Raw genomic sequence first — 17,099 nt, forward strand, 5'->3', positions numbered from 1 at the left:
CTTGCCCGCCAGCGGCAAGCGATACTTCGCGATCTGACCGATCCCGATGTTCCGGTATTCCGGCCTTGGTTTTTTTAATGCTTCAGCCACATTAGACCCCTTCCCAAACTGATTGACGATTCGCGCGCCGTCGACGATCGACACGGGCGCGACCCGCCCTGCCGATTCGCTTTGACGAGCAACCGGCAACGTATTCGGGGATAGTTCTAGCCCGCGCACTGCGCGATAGCGGTATTTTGTCGCGCGATTGATATACTGTCCAATATCTATCTCGTCTTTCTGAAATAGCTTTTTCATATATCGCATGGAATTGCGACATCTCCGCTACTTTCTGGCCGTCGCCGAGGAACGCAATGTGACGCGCGCTGCCGAGCGGCTCGGCATCGGACAGCCGCCGCTCAGTCGGCAGATTCACGCGCTCGAAGACGAACTCGGCGTGCGGCTCTTTCGCCGCACGGGGCACGGCGTCGTGCTGACGGAAGCCGGCGAGGCGTTCGCCGCCGACGCGAAGCGTCTCGTCGACGACGCGCGTCTCGCCGTCGAGAAAGCGCAGAGCGCGGGGCGCGGCGAGATCGGGCAGCTCAATATCGGCTTCACGGGATCGGCGGCGTTCAATCCGGTCGTGTCGAAGCTCATACGGTCGTATCGGCAGGCTTATCCGAACGTCATGCTGACGCTGACCGAAGGCAATACCGCGCAACTGCTCGCGCATCTCGACGCCGGCCGCGTCGATGTCGCGTTCGTCCGTCTCGGCAGCCAGTCGCCCGCGGGCGTGCAGATCAATCACATCGCGATCGAGCCGATGAAAATCGTGCTGCCCGCCACGCACAAGCTCGCGAAAAAGCGCAAGGTGCCGTTGGCGACGCTGGCGGAGGATCCTTTCGTGATGCTTCCGCGCGAGGCAAGTCCGACATTGCACGACGTCATCATCGGTGCGTGCCGTGAAGCGGGATTCGAGCCGGTCGCCGGCCAGCAGGCGCCGCAGCTATCATCGGTCGTCAATCTGGTCGCGGCGGAATTCGGCGTGTCGCTGGTGCCGGCGTCGGTGTGCCAGATTCAGGTCGATGGCGTCGCCTACACCGATGCGCTCGGCAGCGCGATCACGATTCGTCTGGCGCTTGCATCGCGCATCGATGCGACAGCCGCCAAGACCGCCAACTTTCTCGATATCGCGCGGCAGATCGTTACGTCATCGACCTGACATTGTCATCAGAACAAGCGCGCATTGCATTCGACGATTTTTCGTCCAACACTTCATGTCGCAAGAAGAGCGTTGAAGAAGGCCGATTCCCGTCAGGTCGAGGAGCAAGGTCATGCGCGAAGATCTGAAGCATCCGCTGCAATGCACGCCCGCGTGCCGCCGGAGCTTTCTCAAATCAGTTGCGTCTGCAACTATCGCCGGGCTCGCGGTTCCGCCGCTCCTCATGACATCCGCTCACGCCGACGCGTTGACGCACGCGCAGCGCGACGCGATGTCGCCCGAGCAGATTCTCGATGCGATGAAGCGCGGCAACGAGCGTTTCCGCAGAGGCGAACGCAAGGCGCGCAACTACCTTGCCGAACAAAAGACGAGCGCAAAGGGACAATATCCCGCGGCCGTGCTGCTCAGTTGCATCGATTCGCGAGCGCCCGCCGAGGTAATCATGGATCTGGGCATCGGCGATATCTTCAACTGCCGCGTCGCGGGGAACATCGAAAACGACGACATTCTCGGCAGCATGGAATTCGCGTGCAAGCTGATGGGCGCGAAAGTCGTGCTGGTGATGGGACATACGTCTTGCGGCGCGATCAAAGGCGCGATCGCCAATGCCGAACTAGGTCATCTCACGGCGTTGCTCGCGCGCATCAAACCCGCCGTGGAAGCCACGAAGTACGACGGCGAGCGCACGGCGACCAATTACACGTTCGTCGACATGGTGGCGCGCAAGAACGTCGAGTCGACCATCGCGCAGATTCGCCAGGAAAGCGCCGTGCTGAGCGACATGGAGAATCAGCACGCCATCAAGATAGCCGGCGCGATGTACAACCTCGGCACCGGCGCGGTGGACTTCTTCGGCTCTTAACTGTCGACGCGCTCGCGAAGTTCTTCCGTTTGCCTGACGACACCGCGCTTCGCGGACCAATACTCGGTTCGCACGCCGATGTCCTCCGACACGAACGGTCCGCCGCGCGTCGAGCGGTAGTGCGCGAGCGCCTTGTACACGAGACGTTGCCCGATCAGCAGAATCGGCACGTTGAGCAGCACCATCACGATGTTCATCAGATCGGAAAGCGCCCACAGGTTAGGCAATTCGAGTCCCGCAAGCACGGTGAGCGCGCCGAACGGCACGAACACGAGCGAGCCGACGACGCGAATGCCGATGATGAAACCTCTGCTTCGTGAAATGAAGTTGGCCGAGATTTCGGCGAACGAAATCATGCCGAGCAACGTCGTGAACGCAAAGAGGCCGTAGCACACGCACATCACGATCTTGACGACATGCGCGACCGAAACCGGCACGAGCGTTTCGACCGATGCGAGATAGACCGTGATCTTCGATGCCCTGACCGACTCCCACGCCTGACCGTCCACCGTGCCGGTCCATACGTGCGCCATCACGACGATGAAGCCGGTCATCGTGCAGATGACCATCGTGTCGAAGAACACGCCGAGGCTCTGCACGAAGCCCTGTTCGCAAGGGTGATCGTTGTCGGCGATCGCCGCGGCCATCGTGATGGTGCCCTGCCCCGCTTCGTTCGACATCAGCCCGCGCTTGACGCCTTGAGCGAGTGCCGTGCCGATCGCGCCGCCGAAGAGCGCATGCGGCGCGAATGCACCGACGATCACCTCATGAAAGAAGTAGGGAATCAGCGGCAGATTGATGACGATGATGACGAGCGACATCAGACAGAAGAGCGTCGCCTTGATCGGCACGAGCACATCGGTATAAGCGGTCACGCGGCGAATGCCGCCCATGATGATGAACGAGCACGCTGCGATGAGCACCGCCGCGATGACGTAATACACCGTCGACTGACGCCCGAGATGCGTGCCGGTCACCGTATCGGCGATGGTGCCGATCGCGGTGAACACGTTGAACGTTTGCGGCGGCACATTGAAAAGCGCATAGACGATGAATACGAGCGACAGCAACGTGCCGACGAAGCGCTTGTCGCCGAGAATGCGCCGCCCATAGAACGGCAAGCCGCCGACGAACTCGTCGTGCTTTTTCTCCTTGAAGAGCTGCGCGAGCGTCGATTCCATGAACGCGGTCGCCATGCCGAAGAACGCGGCCACCCACATCCAGAACAACGCGCCCGGTCCGCCGACGGAAATCGCGCCCGTAATGCCGACGATATTGCCGGGCCCGGCACGCATCGCGAGCCCGAGCATGAACGACGCAAGCGCGCTGACGCCGGTTTTCGACGACTGCCTGCGCAGCATCATGCGAACGATCTTGCCGACGTTCATCGTCTGGATGAAGCGCGTGCGGATCGTGAAGTGAATGCCCACGCCGACAAGCAAAAGGATCGCGAACGAAAACTGCCCGAGCACGGGGATTTGTGAATAAGCCTTGAAATTCGTGGGGAAATCCCACAAGAAATCCGAGACGGGCGCAATGCAGGCAAACAATGCATTCACGGATTGGAAGAGACTTTCCACGCTTGGGCGTTCCTTTCTTGCTTCGGCCTGTCTGAGACAGGGGTTCGGGATGTTGATAAACGAGTCGTCGCGCGTGCCGCAATGGACGCGCAAACGTGTGCGAGGCCGCGATTATACGGGTCGGCGTCGTACATTCATCCGACGATCGTTTCGTGCAGAAAGGCGCTGGCGCAACGAGACAGTTAGTTGCAGCGAGAAATCAAGCTCATCTCATTCTTCTCTTGCACAATCACGTTCCCAACGCTGCTGGAGAATGAAGATGAAGATTGCCGAACGCCTCGCGAAACTTCTCGTCGTGGCTTCGATGGCCCTGCTCGCGTCGCTCGTCAGCTTTGGCAATCTGACGGACTACGGCAGCAACCTGCAGTTCGTCGAGCACGTCATGCGAATGGACACGACGTTTCCCGGCAACGCGAACATGTATCGCGCGATCACGTCGCCGGTGCTTCAGCATCTCGGCTATGACGCGATCATTTTTCTCGAAACGCTCACCGCGCTTCTTTGCTGGACAGGCGTCATCGCGATGGCCCGCGCACTGCGCCAGGAGAGCGCGGCCTTCGCGCGAGCCAAACGCTGGGCGATCGCGGGCCTCACGCTCGGCTATCTCACCTGGCAAGTCTGCTTCATGTCGATCGGCGGCGAATGGTTCGGCATGTGGCAATCGCAGCAATGGAACGGCACCGAAAGCGCGTTTCGCTTCTTCATCACGTTTCTTCTGATATTGATCTTCGTGACGCGTAGCGAATCAGGTTGAACGCCGATCAGTTCAACGCGACCGCAGCCGCCGCGCCAACGGGCGTGCCTTCGATCGCCACCGACTTCTGCCCGTCCGGCCCCACGGGCACATCGCCGACGAGCGTCGTGCGATACAACTGGCGATCGAAGTCGAGATCGAAGATATCCGTCGGCGCGAGATGCGCGGTCGTGCGGTTGTCCCAGAACGCGATGCTGCCCGGCTCCCACTTGAATCTCACCGTGAATTCCGGCCGCGTCACATGCTCCCATAGCAGTTCGAGCAACACCTGACTTTCGCGCGGCGCGAGCCCCGCGATGTGCTTGAGAAAACCCGGACTGACATACAGCGCGCGTTCGCCGGTCTCGGGATGCACGCGCACCAATGGATGCTCGGCGACGAGCGTGTGATCCGTCACGGCCTTCGTGAACGCATCGGTGCCGCTTGCGCCTTGCGGCGGCGCGAAACGATGCACGCCGCGCAGACCATCGACGAACGCGCGCAGCGGCGCCGACAGCTTCTCGTATGCGATCACGAGATTGGTCCATTGCGTATCGCCGCCATAGGGCGGAATCGTGACGCCGCGCAGGATCGATGCGAACGGCGGATTCACCGCGGCAGTCACATCCGTATGCCAGCCCGTCCACGGACGCAGCACCGATTGCCCTTCGAAGCGCGTGGCCTTGCGAAACTTCGAAATCGAGTAAATCTCCGGATGCCCGTCGACGTGGCCGAACACCGGATGCCCCACCGTGAGCTTGCCGAAGTGCGCCGAGAACGCGATGTGTTGTTCGTGGCTCAGGAACTGCTCGCGGAAGAAGACCACGCGCCATTTGAGCAACGCGGCGCGAATTGCTTCGACCTGTGCGGAAGACAAGGGACGCGTGAGGTCGACGCCGCCGATCTCCGCGCCGATATGCGCCGACAGCGGGCTGACAGTCACTTCCGTTTCATTCCCGATGGCCACTGCATTCATTTCGGATTCCTTTGGATGATGGATAAATGAAAGACGTGTCAACTGCCTTGCGCGCTCGAATCGTCAGCGAAGAAATAGTCGCGCCATGATTTCGGCTCGTGACGAATCATGCCGACCTTATGCAGGAATGTGCCCAGTTGCAGCGTGTTTTGCGGCGTCGTCGCGAAACTCGCTTCCTTGTCGCTGAGAATGCGCTCGACGAACGCAGGCGAGAGCTTCGACCCGTCCTGACGAATATAGATGGCCGCCGCTTGAGCCTTGTCCTTCTCGACGAGCTTCGCCGCATCGTCGAGCGCCGCGCGCACGGCGGCGTAGGTCTTCGGATTGTCCTTGCGCCATTTGTCGGAAGTCACGACAACACTGCCCGTCGACGGTCCGCCGAGGATTTCGGTGGAACTCGTGACCTTGTGGATCTTCGGATCTTCGAGTTCCTGATACTGATAGGGCGCGTTGGAGAAATGCAGATTGACGACCGAGTTGCCCGATAACATCGCGGTCGTCGCATCGGCGTGCGGCATGTTGACTTCGAAACGGTCGAGCCGCGCATACTCGGCATCGCCGAACGCCCTGGCCGACGCCATTTGCAGCAGACGTCCCTGCTGCGACACTGCGACGGACACTACCGCGATGCGATCCTTCTCGCCGATATCCCTGATGCTGCGAATGCGCGGATCGTTCGTCACGAGATACACCGGCACCGCGCTTTGCGCCGCAATGGCCCGAAAATCCTGATGCCCGCGCGTGCGATCCCAGATCGTCATCAACGGCCCGATGCCGATAGTCGCGATATCCGCCGCGCCCGAGAGCAGCGCTTCGTTCACGGCCGCGCCGCCGGAAAGCGTGTTCCACTGCACGTCGATATCGAGGCCCGCGCGCGCGCCGGCCTTCTCGATGAGCTTCTGGTCCTTCGCGACCTTGAGCAGCAACGAGCCGATGCCATATTGATCGACGATCTTCACCTTGCCTTCGGCGTGCGCGCGATGCATCGGTAAAGCACATGCCGCCATCAACGCGAGCATGGCGAAGAGGCGATGCAATGAAGTCGTCGGGATCATGCGGGGATATCGTGGATGAGCGGCGAGCGATCAATGTACTAGCCGCTTCCTCACACGCGAACGAAGAAATCCCGATACGGATAGCTTCGTTCGCGATAAGCGCCAGGGCGGCGCTCACGACGATTCGATGCACTGCGCCGTTCGAAAGACGCAGTGCGGTGCAACATGCTTACCAGTGATAGTTCATGCCGGCGAACACCTGACGTCCGTAACCGAACGCACACCAGCTGCCGTAGTAGCACGACGCGACGTATTCCTTGTTGAACAGGTTCTGCGCGTTCACATACAGCTCGACGCCCTTGAACTGCGGCATGGCGCGGCCGAGATCGTAGTTCAGCGTGGCATCGACGAGGAAGAAGCTCGACACCTTGAAGCTGTTGTCGCTGCTATACGTCGTGCCGGTGTAGCGTCCGCCCGCGCCCATCGAGAGACCGGCGAGCGGTCCGCGATTGACCGTGTAATACGCCCACAACGAAGCCTGATTCTGCGGAATCGCGGGCAGGAACTTGCCTTCGAGACCGCTGTTGTCCTTCGTGTACTTCGTGCTGAGATACGTGTAGCTCGCCGTGACGTTCAACGAATCCGTGAGGCTCGCCTTCGCTTCGAGTTCGACGCCGAGCGAGCGCGCTTCGCCGACCGCCGACTGGAAGTTCGGGTTGTCCGCATTGACCGTCAGCAGATTCTTGCGCGTCAGGTCGAACAGCGCGGCCGAGAAGAACGCGTTGTAGCCCTTCGGCTGGAACTTCACGCCGACTTCATACTGACGTCCCTTCTCCGGCGAGAACTGCTGACCGTTGATGTCCGTGCCCGCTTGCGGCGTGAACGATTCGGTGTAGCTGACATACGGCGCGATGCCGTTATCGAACACATACGTGAGGCCCGCGCGCCCCGTGAACGCGCGATCGAACTGATGCGACACGACGCCGTACGTCGTGTTGTTCGAATCGCTGCTCGCCCAGTCCTCGCGTCCGCCGAGCGTGAGAATCACGTTGCCCCAGCGCGCCTGATCCTGCGCATACACGCCGTATTGCGTGCCGCTCAGGATCTGGTGATAGCGGTCCGGCGGCGTGATCGCCTGGTTGTAGTTCGGCGCGAACATGTCGAGCGACGGCGCGGTGCCGAAGCCCGCATCGAAGTTGCTCGCATAGTGCTGGTAATCGAAGCCGAACAGCAGCGTATGGTCGATCGGACCGGTCGAGACATTGCCTTCGAGCTGATTGTCGAGCTGAATCGTGTTCAGGTTGTCCTTCGATGCAGCCGTGCCGCGATCGAGCGTGCGCAAGTCGTCTTCGAGCGCGCTCGCATAGACGCTCTTGTAGTCCTGCGCGAGATGCAGCAGACGTCCGTTCGAGCGGAACGACCACGCGTTGTTGAGCTTGCGGTCGAACTTGTAGCCGATCGCTTCCTGCACGCGATTGAAGCTCTCGAAGTTGTGATCGCCGTCGTAGAAGTCGCTCGGCAGCTTGCCGTTCGGGTTGTAGAGCACCGTGCCTTGCGGCGGCACGCTGCCGTAGGACGTGCTGTCCGGATCGTGCTGATAGAGGCCGTACAGCGTGAGCGAAGTCTTGTTGTCCGGACGCCACGTGAACGACGGCGCGATCGCGATGCGCTTGTTGTACGTCGATTGCACTTGCCCGTCTTCCGAACGCGCGATGCCGGTGATGCGGTACAGATAGCGATCGTCGCCCGCGATCGGCCCGGAGAAATCGAACTTGGCCGACTTGTGCGCGTAGTTGCCGAACTCGATGCCCACTTCATGCAGCGGCACGACCGTCGGCATCTTGCTTTCCTGATCCAGCAGGCCGCCCGCCGCCGCCTGACCGTACAGCACCGAGACCGGGCCCTTCAGCACTTCGACGCGCTCCATCAAATACGGATCGATCTGCGGCACCGCGTACCAGCCGTTGTCGAGCAGCTTGAGACCGTTCCAGTACTTGTCGGCGTCGAAGCCGCGCACTTTGAGCATGTCGTAACGCGTCGCGATGCCGCCGCGCGTTTCGGGCGTCACACCCGACACATAGCGCACGGCCGCATTGAGCGTCTGCGCGTTCTGCTGATCCATCTGCTCGCGCGTGACGACCGAGACGGACTGCGGCGTCTCGAGGAGCGACGTGCCCGTCTTGAGCGCCGTCGATTCTTTCGCGACGTAGCCTTTCGTCGGACCATACGGTTCATCGACGTTCTGCGCCGTGACCTTCACCGCGGGCAGCGTGCTTTCGGCCGGCGCGTTCGACGCCGCAGCCGCCGATGCACCCGACGGCGCATCCGCGGACTGTGCGTGGGCGAGCGGCGCTGCCGCGAACAGCAGCAAGGCGGCCAGTTTCAAAGGCCGCATCGCGACCGGGCTCGTCGTTCCTGTCTTCATGCTCATTTCTTTTGGAGGTCCATTGCGTGTGAATGCGAATCGTTATTATTTGCGTCCGCATTGTGACAAGATGTTTTGTCTTTGTAAAGAATCGATTGGAAATCTTTAGTCCAAAAACGACACTCTCGATCTGCCCGAGCCGCGCCAGGCACGCATGGCCTGGACTGGATTCGTTAATGCGGATGCGGTCGACATCGCCGCCTTCATCGGCGCATGGACGCGCGCAGCTTAACCAGCCGCTTTCTTCTTCGCTTTCGTCTGATTCAACGAGATCGCCGCGCGCACGAGATTCTTAAGCGCGTGTGCATCGATCTTGTCGCCTTCGAAAAAATCGATGGCACGCCGCGCATTGCCTTCGAGGCTCGCGTTGAAGAGCTTGTCGGGGTCCGGCAGGCTCGCCCCGTGCGCGAAGGTGAGCTTCACTTTGTCCTTGTGCGCGTTGCCCACCGCGATCATGCCGTCGCGATACCAGACCGGGCTGCCCATGTACTTCCACTCCTCGACGATCCCTTCGTCCGCCGCGAGGATGATCTTGCGCACATTGGCGAAGGTCTCGCCGCGCCAATCCGCGATGCCCGCGATCAGTTCGTCGATACATTCCGATGCATTCATGCATTTCTCCTGTTTTTGCTCGTGAGCGACATCAGCGGACGAGGCCCGGACTGCCTATGGTGATTTGCAGCCTTTGCGCCTGATCGAGATGAAAGATGAATGAAGGACGCGAGCGGATCAGCAAGGTTCGCGCGTCCGCGCTGCGCGCCGTGCGGATATAGCCTTCGACGGTACGCACCAGCTTCTGCAACGAGACGACCTCGTGTTCGAGATACGCTTCGTCGAAATCGTAGGTGCTGGTTTCATCGAGCTCGGCGATCTCGCTGTTGCTTTGCTTCGTCAATGCGTCGCTCGTCGCGCTGCGTTGCGGCTCCGTGCCGAAGCGCTGCGTCAGCGTCATGATCTCCTGATTGACCTGCGCGTGTTCCGACACGATCCGTTTCGCGTAGACCTGCAGGCTGTTGGAGCGCGTCTTGCGCAACGCGAGATTGGCCGCCGCGATCTCGGCCTGATTGGCGACGAAGACGACGCCGAGCATCTGTTCATCCGTAAGCGAAGGCTCTTGCGCGTACACACGAGCCGTCCAAAAGAGCAACACGAGCAACGCCGCGACGATGCGCTTGCCGTTCATGCGCGCCTCCCGATCATGTCGACGGCGATGACTTTACCTTGAAACATGTGCTTCACCTGTCCGAAACGGTGGCCTTTCGTGTTCGATATGCGAGCCTTCAGGTCGCCCACTCCTCGCAAAGCAGCGTCCAGTATGGAGTGCAGGCCAATGCGTGGACTAAGATGTAGCCTTTGATCCAAACCAAGCTCCTGCCGCTTTTTACGAAGACGGCGGCACATCAACTTTCGCTTCAACTCTATGAACGCCGAAACGGTTTGGCCCGAGCAATCCTTCGACTGTGAAGGCTGGCGCGGCGAGATGGCTTCGCGCATCGCCAGTTTCGACTGGTCGGACACGGCCATGGGCCCGATCGGTCGATGGTCGAAGAGTCTGCGGGCAGCCGTGCAACTTCTGCTTGCTTCGCCTGTGCCGCTCGTCATGCTCTGGGGCCGGCGCGGCACGATGATCTACAACGACGCCTATGCGGGCTTCGCCGGTGGACGTCATCCGTTTCTGCTCGGCAAGCCTGTCGAAGACGGCTGGCCCGAGATCGCCGCGTTCAATCGCAATGTCGTGGACACCTGTTTGTCCGGCGCAACGCTGTCCTACGCCGACAAGCGTCTCACGCTGCATCGCAATGGCCGGCCCGAAGACGTGTGGATGGATCTGCACTACAGTCCTGTCGCAGAAGACGACGGTCATCCGGCAGGCGTGATTGCCGTCGTCGTCGAAACGACTCGCAAGGTGCTTGCCGAAGACAAGCTGCTCAAGCTCATGCAGACGCTGGAAGAACGCGTCGCGGAAGCGGTCACGGCGCGCGTCGAGGCCGAGGAGCGGTTTCGTCAGGTGCAGAAGCTGGAAGCCATCGGCAATCTGACGGGCGGCGTCGCGCACGACTTCAACAACGTCTTGCAGATCATCTCCGCGAACCTGCAGTTGATCGAACTCGCGACGCGCGACAAACCCGATCTCACACGCAGGCTGCGCGTGATGAGCGAAGCCGTCGCGCGCGGCGGCAAGCTCGCCTCGCAGATGCTCGCCTTCGCGCGACGTCAGCCGCTCAATCCCGCCGTCGTCGATCCGGCGAAGCTCGTCGCGGACATGTGCGAGTTCCTGCAACGCGCGCTGCCCGAATCGATCAAGCTGAAGACCACGGTATCGTGCGATGCCTGGAACCTCTTCGTCGATCGCCATCAACTGGAAAACGCGCTGCTCAATCTCGTCATCAATTCGCGGGACGCGATTCATGAAGGCGGCAACATTCAGCTCGAAGTCTCGAACGCGACTCTCGGCGATCAGATGACGACCGGTCTCGCGTTGCCCGCGGGCGATTACGTGAAGCTCGTTGTTACCGACGACGGCGATGGCATGCCCGACAGCGTAAAAGCACGCATGTTCGAGCCTTTCTATTCGACGAAAGCCGAAGGCCAAGGCACCGGCCTCGGCCTGAGCATGGTGTTCGGCTTCGTGTCGCAAAGCGCGGGCTGCGTGGATGTCGAAACGCAGGTGGGCGAAGGCACATCCGTCGCGTTGTACTTCCCACGCTGCACGCAAGTCGAATCGACGAATGCGCACGGCGCGCGCCCGCGTGCATCGAGCGGCGGCGAAGTGGTGCTCGTCGTCGAGGACGATGCCGACGTGCGCCTCGCGACCATCGACATGGTTGCGCAGCTCGGCTACAAGGTGCTGTCGGCGCCGAGCGCGGAATCGGCGCTTGCCGTCCTGCAGAAGCATGGCCACGTCGATCTTCTTTTCAGCGATGTCGTGATGCCCGGCACGCTGCGCGCGAACGAGCTCGCGAAGATCGCGAGCGCGCCGCCGTATAACGCGACCGTGGTGTTCGCATCGGGCTATACGCGCGACATCATCTTTCACGAAGGGCGGCTCGACAAAGGCGTCGTGCTGCTGAAAAAGCCCTTCACGTTCGATGACCTCGCACGCACGATCCGCCATGCGCTCGATGCGCGGCGCTGAACGTCAACGCGACACGCGCGCCTTCGCCCAGTCGGCCTTCTTCGCAAGCGCGATGAACGCCGCGAGATATTCGACGCTGACATCGGCTTCGCGCGTGCCGAGATAAATCTTCTTCGCAATGCCCTTCCTCCCTAGCTTGAGCACGGCGAGCGGCATGCGGTCCGCGTATTCTTCCGCGAGCCAGCGTGGCAGCGCCGCGACGCCACGCGCACTCGCGACCATCTGCATCATGATGTCGGTCGTCTCGATCGTCTTGTGCCTTCTCGGCACGACATTCGCGGGCGTGAGGAACTGGGTGTAGATATCGAGGCGATCGGTTTCGACCGGATACGTGATCAGCACTTCCTGCGCGACCTGCTCCGGCGTGACATGAGCGGCATCGGCGAGCGTGTGCGCTTCGGGAACGACGAGCACCTGCTCGTAATCGAAGACGGGCGTGAAGCGCAAGCCCGGTTTCTTCAGCGGATCGGGTGTCACGAGCACGTCGATGTCGTAACCGAACAGCGCGCCGATGCCGCCGAACTGAAAGCGCTGCTTCACGTCGACATCGACATCGGGCCAGCGCGCGAGATACGGCGACACGACCTTGAGCAGCCACTGATAGCACGGATGACACTCCATGCCGATGCGCAAGGTGCCGCGCTCGCCTTCGGCATATTGCCTCATGCGCGCTTCGGCGAGTTCGAACTGCGGCAGCATGCGATTGGCGAGGCCAAGCAGATACTGGCCCGCCTGCGTGAGCCGCATGCTGCGCCCTTCGCGCGTCCACACCGCCGTGCCCAACTGCTGCTCCAGCTTCTTCACCGTATGGCTCAGCGCGGATTGCGTGAGGTTGAGCACGGCGGCGGCGGCGGTCAGCGAGCCTTGGCGCTCGACTTCTCGCACGACCATCAGATGCGCGCGTTCGAGCATAGGCGTCTCCATGAACCAATTTAATCGATGCATGAAATTAAACCATTTTTATTCATGCATCGGAAATTCTATCATCGTCGCCATTCACTCTCTTTCCGACGAGAACACGCAACGATGGCCACGACACACAACCTCGGTTTCCCGCGCATCGGCGCAAACCGCGAGCTGAAGTTCGCGCTCGAAAAGTACTGGAAAAAAGAGTCATCGCGCGACGAGTTGAAGGCGGTCGGCGCTCACTTGCGCGAGCGCCACTGGAAGCATCAGTCGCGTCTCGATCTCGTGCCGGCCGGCGATTTCGCGTTCTACGATCAGGTGCTCGACATGAGCTTCACGCTCGGCAATCTGCCCGAACGCGTGCGCGGCTTTCACGGCGATGCGCTCGACAACGCCTTCCGCGTCGCTCGCGGACGCTCTTCCGAAAGCGCTGAGGAACATGCAGCGTGCTGCGAGGGCGTGGCTTCGGGTGAGATGACGAAATGGTTCGACACCAACTATCACTACATCGTCCCCGAGTTCGATGCGGCGACGCAGTTCACGCTCGATACGTCGCGTCTCGTCGAGCAGCTCGGCGAAGCGCGCGCGCTCGGCGTGAACGCGAAGCCCGTCATCATCGGGCCGGTGACGTATCTCTGGCTCGGCAAGGCGAAGGACGACTCCGACAAGCTCGCGCTTCTCCCGCGCCTGCTGCCCGTCTATGCAGCGCTGCTCGATCACTTCGCGGCGCTCGGTATCGAATGGGTGCAGATCGATGAACCCGCGCTCGTCACCGAACTCGATACGCAATGGCGCGACGCTTTCGTCACCGCTTACGATGCGCTCTCACAACGACGCGTGCGCCTTCTGCTTGCGACCTACTTCGGCCAGTTGCAGGAGAATCTCGATCTCGCGTGCAAGCTGCCGATCGACGGCCTGCATATCGATGCGATCAACGCGCGCGATGACGTCGGCGCCGCTGCAAAGCTGTTGCCGGATTCGTCGGTGCTATCGGTCGGCGCGATCAATGGCCGCAACATCTGGAAAACCGATCTGAACGCCACGCTCGACTGGCTCGAACCGCTGCATGCATCGCTCGGCGACAGGCTGTGGATCGCGCCATCGTGCTCGCTGTTGCATACGCCCGTCGATCTTGCGAGCGAAATGAAGCTCGATGCCGAAATCAGATCGTGGCTCGCATTCGCGCTACAAAAGCTCGATGAACTCGATGTGCTCGCACGCGCCTTGAACGACGGTCGCGCCAGCGTCGCCGATGCGCTCGCGTGCAACGCGGCCGCGATCGCGAGCCGCCGCGCATCATCGCGCGTGCATAACTCGGCGGTGAAAGAAGCGCTCACAAAGATCGACGCGACGCTCGGCCAGCGCGCGAGCGCATACGAAACGCGCGCGCAGAAGCAGGCCGCGATGCTCGCGCTGCCCGCCTATCCGACGACGACCATCGGCTCGTTTCCGCAAACGAACGAAATCCGTCATGCGCGTCGTCAGTTCAGGAGCGGACAGCTCGATACAGCCACCTATCGCGCCGCGATGGAACGCGAAATCACGCGCGCCGTGAAGGAACAGGAGGCGCTCGGGCTCGACGTGCTCGTGCACGGCGAAGCCGAGCGCAACGACATGGTCGAGTACTTCGGCGAGCGGCTCGACGGCTATGCGTTCAGCGAGTTCGGCTGGGTGCAGTCGTATGGATCGCGCTGCGTGAAGCCGCCGATTCTGTTCGGCGATATCAGCCGTCCGAAGCCGATGACCGTCGAATGGACCCGCTATGCGCAAGCGCAAACCCGGAAGCCGATGAAAGGCATGCTGACCGGTCCCGTCACGATCCTGAACTGGTCGTTCGTGCGCGACGATCAACCGCGTTCCGAATCGTGCCGGCAACTCGCGCTCGCGATCCGCGCTGAAGTGCTCGATCTGGAGGAGGCCGGCGTTCGCGTGATCCAGATCGATGAGGCCGCGTTGCGCGAAGGCCTGCCGCTGCGCCGCGCGCAATGGGATGGCTATCTGCGCTGGGCGGTGGAAGCGTTTCGCATCGCCGCGAACGGCGTGCGCGACGAAACGCAGATACACACGCACATGTGCTATTCGGAGTTCAACGACATCATCGCATCGATCGCCGATATGGATGCCGATGTCATCACCATCGAAACGTCGCGCTCCGACATGGAACTGCTCGAAGCCTTCGACCATTTCAAGTACCCGAATCAGATCGGGCCGGGCGTGTACGACATCCACTCGCCGAATATCCCGAGCGAAGCGCAAATCGTCGCGTTGATGACGAAGGCAGCGGAGCGGATTCCGCGCGAGCGTCTGTGGGTGAATCCCGACTGCGGACTCAAGACGCGTCAATGGGGCGAAGTGATTCCCGCGCTGCGCAACATGGTCGCGGCCGCGCATACGCTGCGTGCATCGGCGTAAATCGCTTCATACGGTCAGCATGTCGCGGCCCGCGAGCTTCGCACGATATAGCGCGACGTCCGCATGGCGGCATTGCGGCATGGCCCTTGCTCGCCGAATACACATATCCTCGTCCAAAGGAGACGCGCATCATGAAGCTCTATTACGCGCCCGGCGCATGCAGTCTCGCCGATCACATCGCGATGCACGAAGCCGGCCTGACCTTCGACCGCGTGAAGGTCGATCTCAAGACCAAGGTGACGGAAGACGGCACGCCCTTCGGCGAAATCAACCCGAAGAGTTATGTGCCCGTCGTCGAGTTCGACGATGGCAAGCGTCTCACCGAAAACGTCGCGATTCTTTCGTGGGTCGCGCAAAAAGCGCCATCGCTCGCGCCTTCCGGCGACGACGGCCATCTGCGTCTGCTGGAAATGCTTGCGTTCATTTCGACCGAGATCCACAAGCAGTTCGGACGCGTGTTCCGGCCGACATCCGATGCGGAAGCGTCGGCGGCGCGCGAGAAAATCGGCCAGCGCTTTGCGTATGTCGCGAAGACGATGCGCGGCGATTATCTCTTCGGCAACGATGTAAGCGTCGCGGATGCCTATCTCTTCACGATGCTGACGTGGGCGCAGAAAATGGGCGTCGATATGCCCGCCGAGCTCCAGGCGTTCTACAAGCGCATGCGCGAGCGCCCCGCAGTGAAACTTGCGTTCGAGCACGAAGGGCTTGAATGAGGGAAACGCGTTGCTGGCCGCAAAGCCCGGAACGCGCCTTGCGCCATGCTTCGTACCAACATCGACTGATGGAGGCAGGTCATGCAAGCGAACAGAACCATCGCGATTTCGGCTTTACTGATGGCGCTCTCGGGCGGCGCATTCGCCGCAGCCGATCAGACGCAGCCGGGCGCAAGCCACGGACCGTCGAGCGCGAAGAACGCGCAGGATGCGGCAGGCATCACGCCGAACTCCGGCCACAGCAGCGGGCCGTCGACGGGGCCGTCCGGCGTGGGCGGCTCATCGAATGGAACGAGCGGCGCCGGTGCGGGCACACGCCAAGGATCGGGCGGCATGCAGCCGCGTCTGAACGGCAGCGGCGGCACGAACGGCCAGACGAGCCCGTCGACGACCGGCGGCGGCGCGCAAGGCTGGTAATGCGTCAGGGCGTGTCGGGTGTGTCGAACCAGTCGTCGGCGGCGCGAAGTTCGAACGAGCATTCGTTCGCGTTCGCCTGACCCGAGCGCGACTGGTCGAACGCACTCCGCACGTGCGCGATCACGCGATCCTGCACGATGAGGCGCTGCGCGGTATCCATCGCGCCATATCGCTCGAACTGACGCGCCGCGATGCGCAACACGACGCTGCAACGCGCATCGAGCGTCGTGTCGCGGCCCGTCTCGATGGCCCACGATACGTTGATGACGATGTCGTCGCCTTCGTCCACCACGCCTACGAACGGCGTCTTCCGCGCATCGAACGCACGCGACAACGCCACCTGCAATTCCTCCACGCGCTGATCCTGATCGGTGTATTTCATTCCTCGCTCTCCCGAATGCCTGTTCGATAATCGCCCAGCAAGCCGCGCTCCTGTCTGCAACGCGAACGGGTCCGTTGCTTGCTGCGCCCGATACGAAGGCGCGCGCCGCGTGCCGCATCACGATTCCGGGAGGCCCATCATGACGCCAGACAAGCCCGTGCCGCATGCCACCGCCGACGATATGGACGAACCCGTAGGCGAAGACACGAAGCAGCATCAACTCGACGAACGCGAAAAGCGCACGCACGACGCATCGGAAAACGAATTGCCGTCGACGCAGGAAAAGAATCCCGTTCCGCCCAATTCCAACGCAACGTAGCCGATGCATCGCGCAGGTCATTCAACGAGGGATCACATC

Annotated in this window: 17 protein-coding genes and 1 pseudogene; 8 read left to right on the forward strand and 10 right to left on the reverse strand. The window is 61.5% G+C overall.

Going from position 1 to position 17,099, the window contains the following annotated elements:
• Positions 1-297, reverse strand: a pseudogene (locus NCS03_RS28045) (hypothetical protein); the annotation flags it as partial.
• Between the two features lie 7 nt (positions 298-304).
• Here NCS03_RS28045 and NCS03_RS28050 point away from each other — a divergent pair.
• Together NCS03_RS28050 and NCS03_RS28055 are read left to right on the forward strand one after the other, a co-directional pair.
• Positions 305-1,201 carry a LysR family transcriptional regulator gene (locus NCS03_RS28050; protein WP_250530260.1) on the forward strand — a complete coding sequence of 299 codons (897 nt, stop codon included), beginning with the start codon at positions 305-307 and terminating at the stop codon, positions 1,199-1,201.
• 112 nt (positions 1,202-1,313) lie between these two features.
• Positions 1,314-2,063 (forward strand): carbonic anhydrase family protein, encoded by a 750-nt coding sequence (locus NCS03_RS28055; RefSeq protein ID WP_034470037.1) that lies wholly within the window; start codon positions 1,314-1,316, stop codon positions 2,061-2,063.
• Here the strand turns inward: NCS03_RS28055 and NCS03_RS28060 are convergent.
• A complete protein-coding gene (locus tag NCS03_RS28060; RefSeq protein ID WP_008345922.1) occupies positions 2,060-3,643 on the reverse strand; it encodes an alanine/glycine:cation symporter family protein in 1,584 nt (527 codons plus the stop codon). The two genes, NCS03_RS28055 and NCS03_RS28060, sit on opposite strands and share 4 nt — an antisense overlap.
• Positions 3,644-3,908: 265 nt before the next feature.
• Here NCS03_RS28060 and NCS03_RS28065 point away from each other — a divergent pair, with 265 nt between their 5' ends.
• Positions 3,909-4,397 carry a DUF2165 family protein gene (locus tag NCS03_RS28065; protein WP_250503763.1) on the forward strand — a complete coding sequence of 163 codons (489 nt, stop codon included), beginning with the start codon at positions 3,909-3,911 and terminating at the stop codon, positions 4,395-4,397.
• Positions 4,398-4,404: 7 nt separating this feature from the next.
• Here the strand turns inward: NCS03_RS28065 and NCS03_RS28070 are convergent, their stop codons facing one another.
• The 6 genes from NCS03_RS28070 to NCS03_RS28095 form a co-directional block, all read right to left on the reverse strand.
• The gene (locus NCS03_RS28070; RefSeq protein ID WP_250530261.1) at positions 4,405-5,352 is read right to left on the reverse strand and encodes a TauD/TfdA dioxygenase family protein; all 948 of its coding nucleotides are present in this window, start codon (positions 5,350-5,352) and stop codon (positions 4,405-4,407) included.
• A 38-nt stretch (positions 5,353-5,390) separates the two neighbouring features.
• Positions 5,391-6,407: an ABC transporter substrate-binding protein gene (locus NCS03_RS28075; protein ID WP_250530262.1), complete on the reverse strand. Its 1,017-nt coding sequence runs from the start codon at positions 6,405-6,407 to the stop codon at positions 5,391-5,393.
• A gap of 169 nt (positions 6,408-6,576) precedes the next feature.
• Positions 6,577-8,772, reverse strand: a complete 2,196-nt coding sequence (locus NCS03_RS28080) for a TonB-dependent siderophore receptor (protein ID WP_250479296.1) — start codon at positions 8,770-8,772, stop codon at positions 6,577-6,579.
• A 228-nt stretch (positions 8,773-9,000) separates the two neighbouring features.
• Positions 9,001-9,384 carry a DUF1801 domain-containing protein gene (locus NCS03_RS28085; RefSeq protein ID WP_250530263.1) on the reverse strand — a complete coding sequence of 128 codons (384 nt, stop codon included), beginning with the start codon at positions 9,382-9,384 and terminating at the stop codon, positions 9,001-9,003.
• A 31-nt stretch (positions 9,385-9,415) separates the two neighbouring features.
• Positions 9,416-9,955 carry a DUF4142 domain-containing protein gene (locus NCS03_RS28090; RefSeq protein WP_175981911.1) on the reverse strand — a complete coding sequence of 180 codons (540 nt, stop codon included), beginning with the start codon at positions 9,953-9,955 and terminating at the stop codon, positions 9,416-9,418.
• Positions 9,952-10,296, reverse strand: coding sequence for a hypothetical protein (locus NCS03_RS28095; protein WP_250507828.1), 345 nt, complete (start codon positions 10,294-10,296; stop codon positions 9,952-9,954). Before NCS03_RS28095 ends, NCS03_RS28090 begins: the two co-directional genes overlap by 4 nt.
• Between NCS03_RS28095 and NCS03_RS28100 the strand changes: the two genes are divergently transcribed.
• Positions 10,253-11,908 (forward strand): ATP-binding protein, encoded by a 1,656-nt coding sequence (locus NCS03_RS28100; RefSeq protein ID WP_250441565.1) that lies wholly within the window; start codon positions 10,253-10,255, stop codon positions 11,906-11,908. The genes NCS03_RS28095 and NCS03_RS28100 overlap by 44 nt on opposite strands.
• Before the next feature lie 3 nt (positions 11,909-11,911).
• Here the strand turns inward: NCS03_RS28100 and NCS03_RS28105 are convergent, their stop codons facing one another.
• Complete coding sequence (locus NCS03_RS28105) at positions 11,912-12,820, reverse strand: LysR family transcriptional regulator (protein ID WP_250441566.1); 909 nt, start codon at positions 12,818-12,820, stop codon at positions 11,912-11,914.
• A 114-nt stretch (positions 12,821-12,934) separates the two neighbouring features.
• On the opposite strand from NCS03_RS28105, the gene metE reads away from it, so the two are divergent.
• From metE to NCS03_RS28120, 3 genes are all read left to right on the forward strand, one after another.
• Positions 12,935-15,226 carry a 5-methyltetrahydropteroyltriglutamate--homocysteine S-methyltransferase gene (gene metE, locus NCS03_RS28110; RefSeq protein WP_250530264.1) on the forward strand — a complete coding sequence of 764 codons (2,292 nt, stop codon included), beginning with the start codon at positions 12,935-12,937 and terminating at the stop codon, positions 15,224-15,226.
• A gap of 131 nt (positions 15,227-15,357) precedes the next feature.
• On the forward strand, positions 15,358-15,942 hold the full coding sequence (locus NCS03_RS28115; RefSeq protein ID WP_008345933.1) for a glutathione binding-like protein: 585 nt from the start codon (positions 15,358-15,360) through the stop codon (positions 15,940-15,942).
• A gap of 81 nt (positions 15,943-16,023) precedes the next feature.
• A complete protein-coding gene (locus tag NCS03_RS28120) occupies positions 16,024-16,359 on the forward strand; it encodes a hypothetical protein (RefSeq protein WP_051078958.1) in 336 nt (111 codons plus the stop codon).
• Positions 16,360-16,363: 4 nt separating this feature from the next.
• On the opposite strand, the gene NCS03_RS28125 is transcribed toward NCS03_RS28120, so the two are convergent.
• Positions 16,364-16,741 (reverse strand): DUF3022 domain-containing protein, encoded by a 378-nt coding sequence (locus NCS03_RS28125; protein ID WP_250522366.1) that lies wholly within the window; start codon positions 16,739-16,741, stop codon positions 16,364-16,366.
• A 139-nt stretch (positions 16,742-16,880) separates the two neighbouring features.
• Here NCS03_RS28125 and NCS03_RS28130 point away from each other — a divergent pair, with 139 nt between their 5' ends.
• Positions 16,881-17,060 (forward strand): hypothetical protein, encoded by a 180-nt coding sequence (locus NCS03_RS28130; protein WP_175981923.1) that lies wholly within the window; start codon positions 16,881-16,883, stop codon positions 17,058-17,060.
• Positions 17,061-17,099 lie beyond the last annotated feature (39 nt).

It is taken from the genome of Caballeronia sp. ATUFL_F1_KS4A (assembly GCF_023630905.1).
GTDB lineage: Bacteria > Pseudomonadota > Gammaproteobacteria > Burkholderiales > Burkholderiaceae > Caballeronia > Caballeronia zhejiangensis.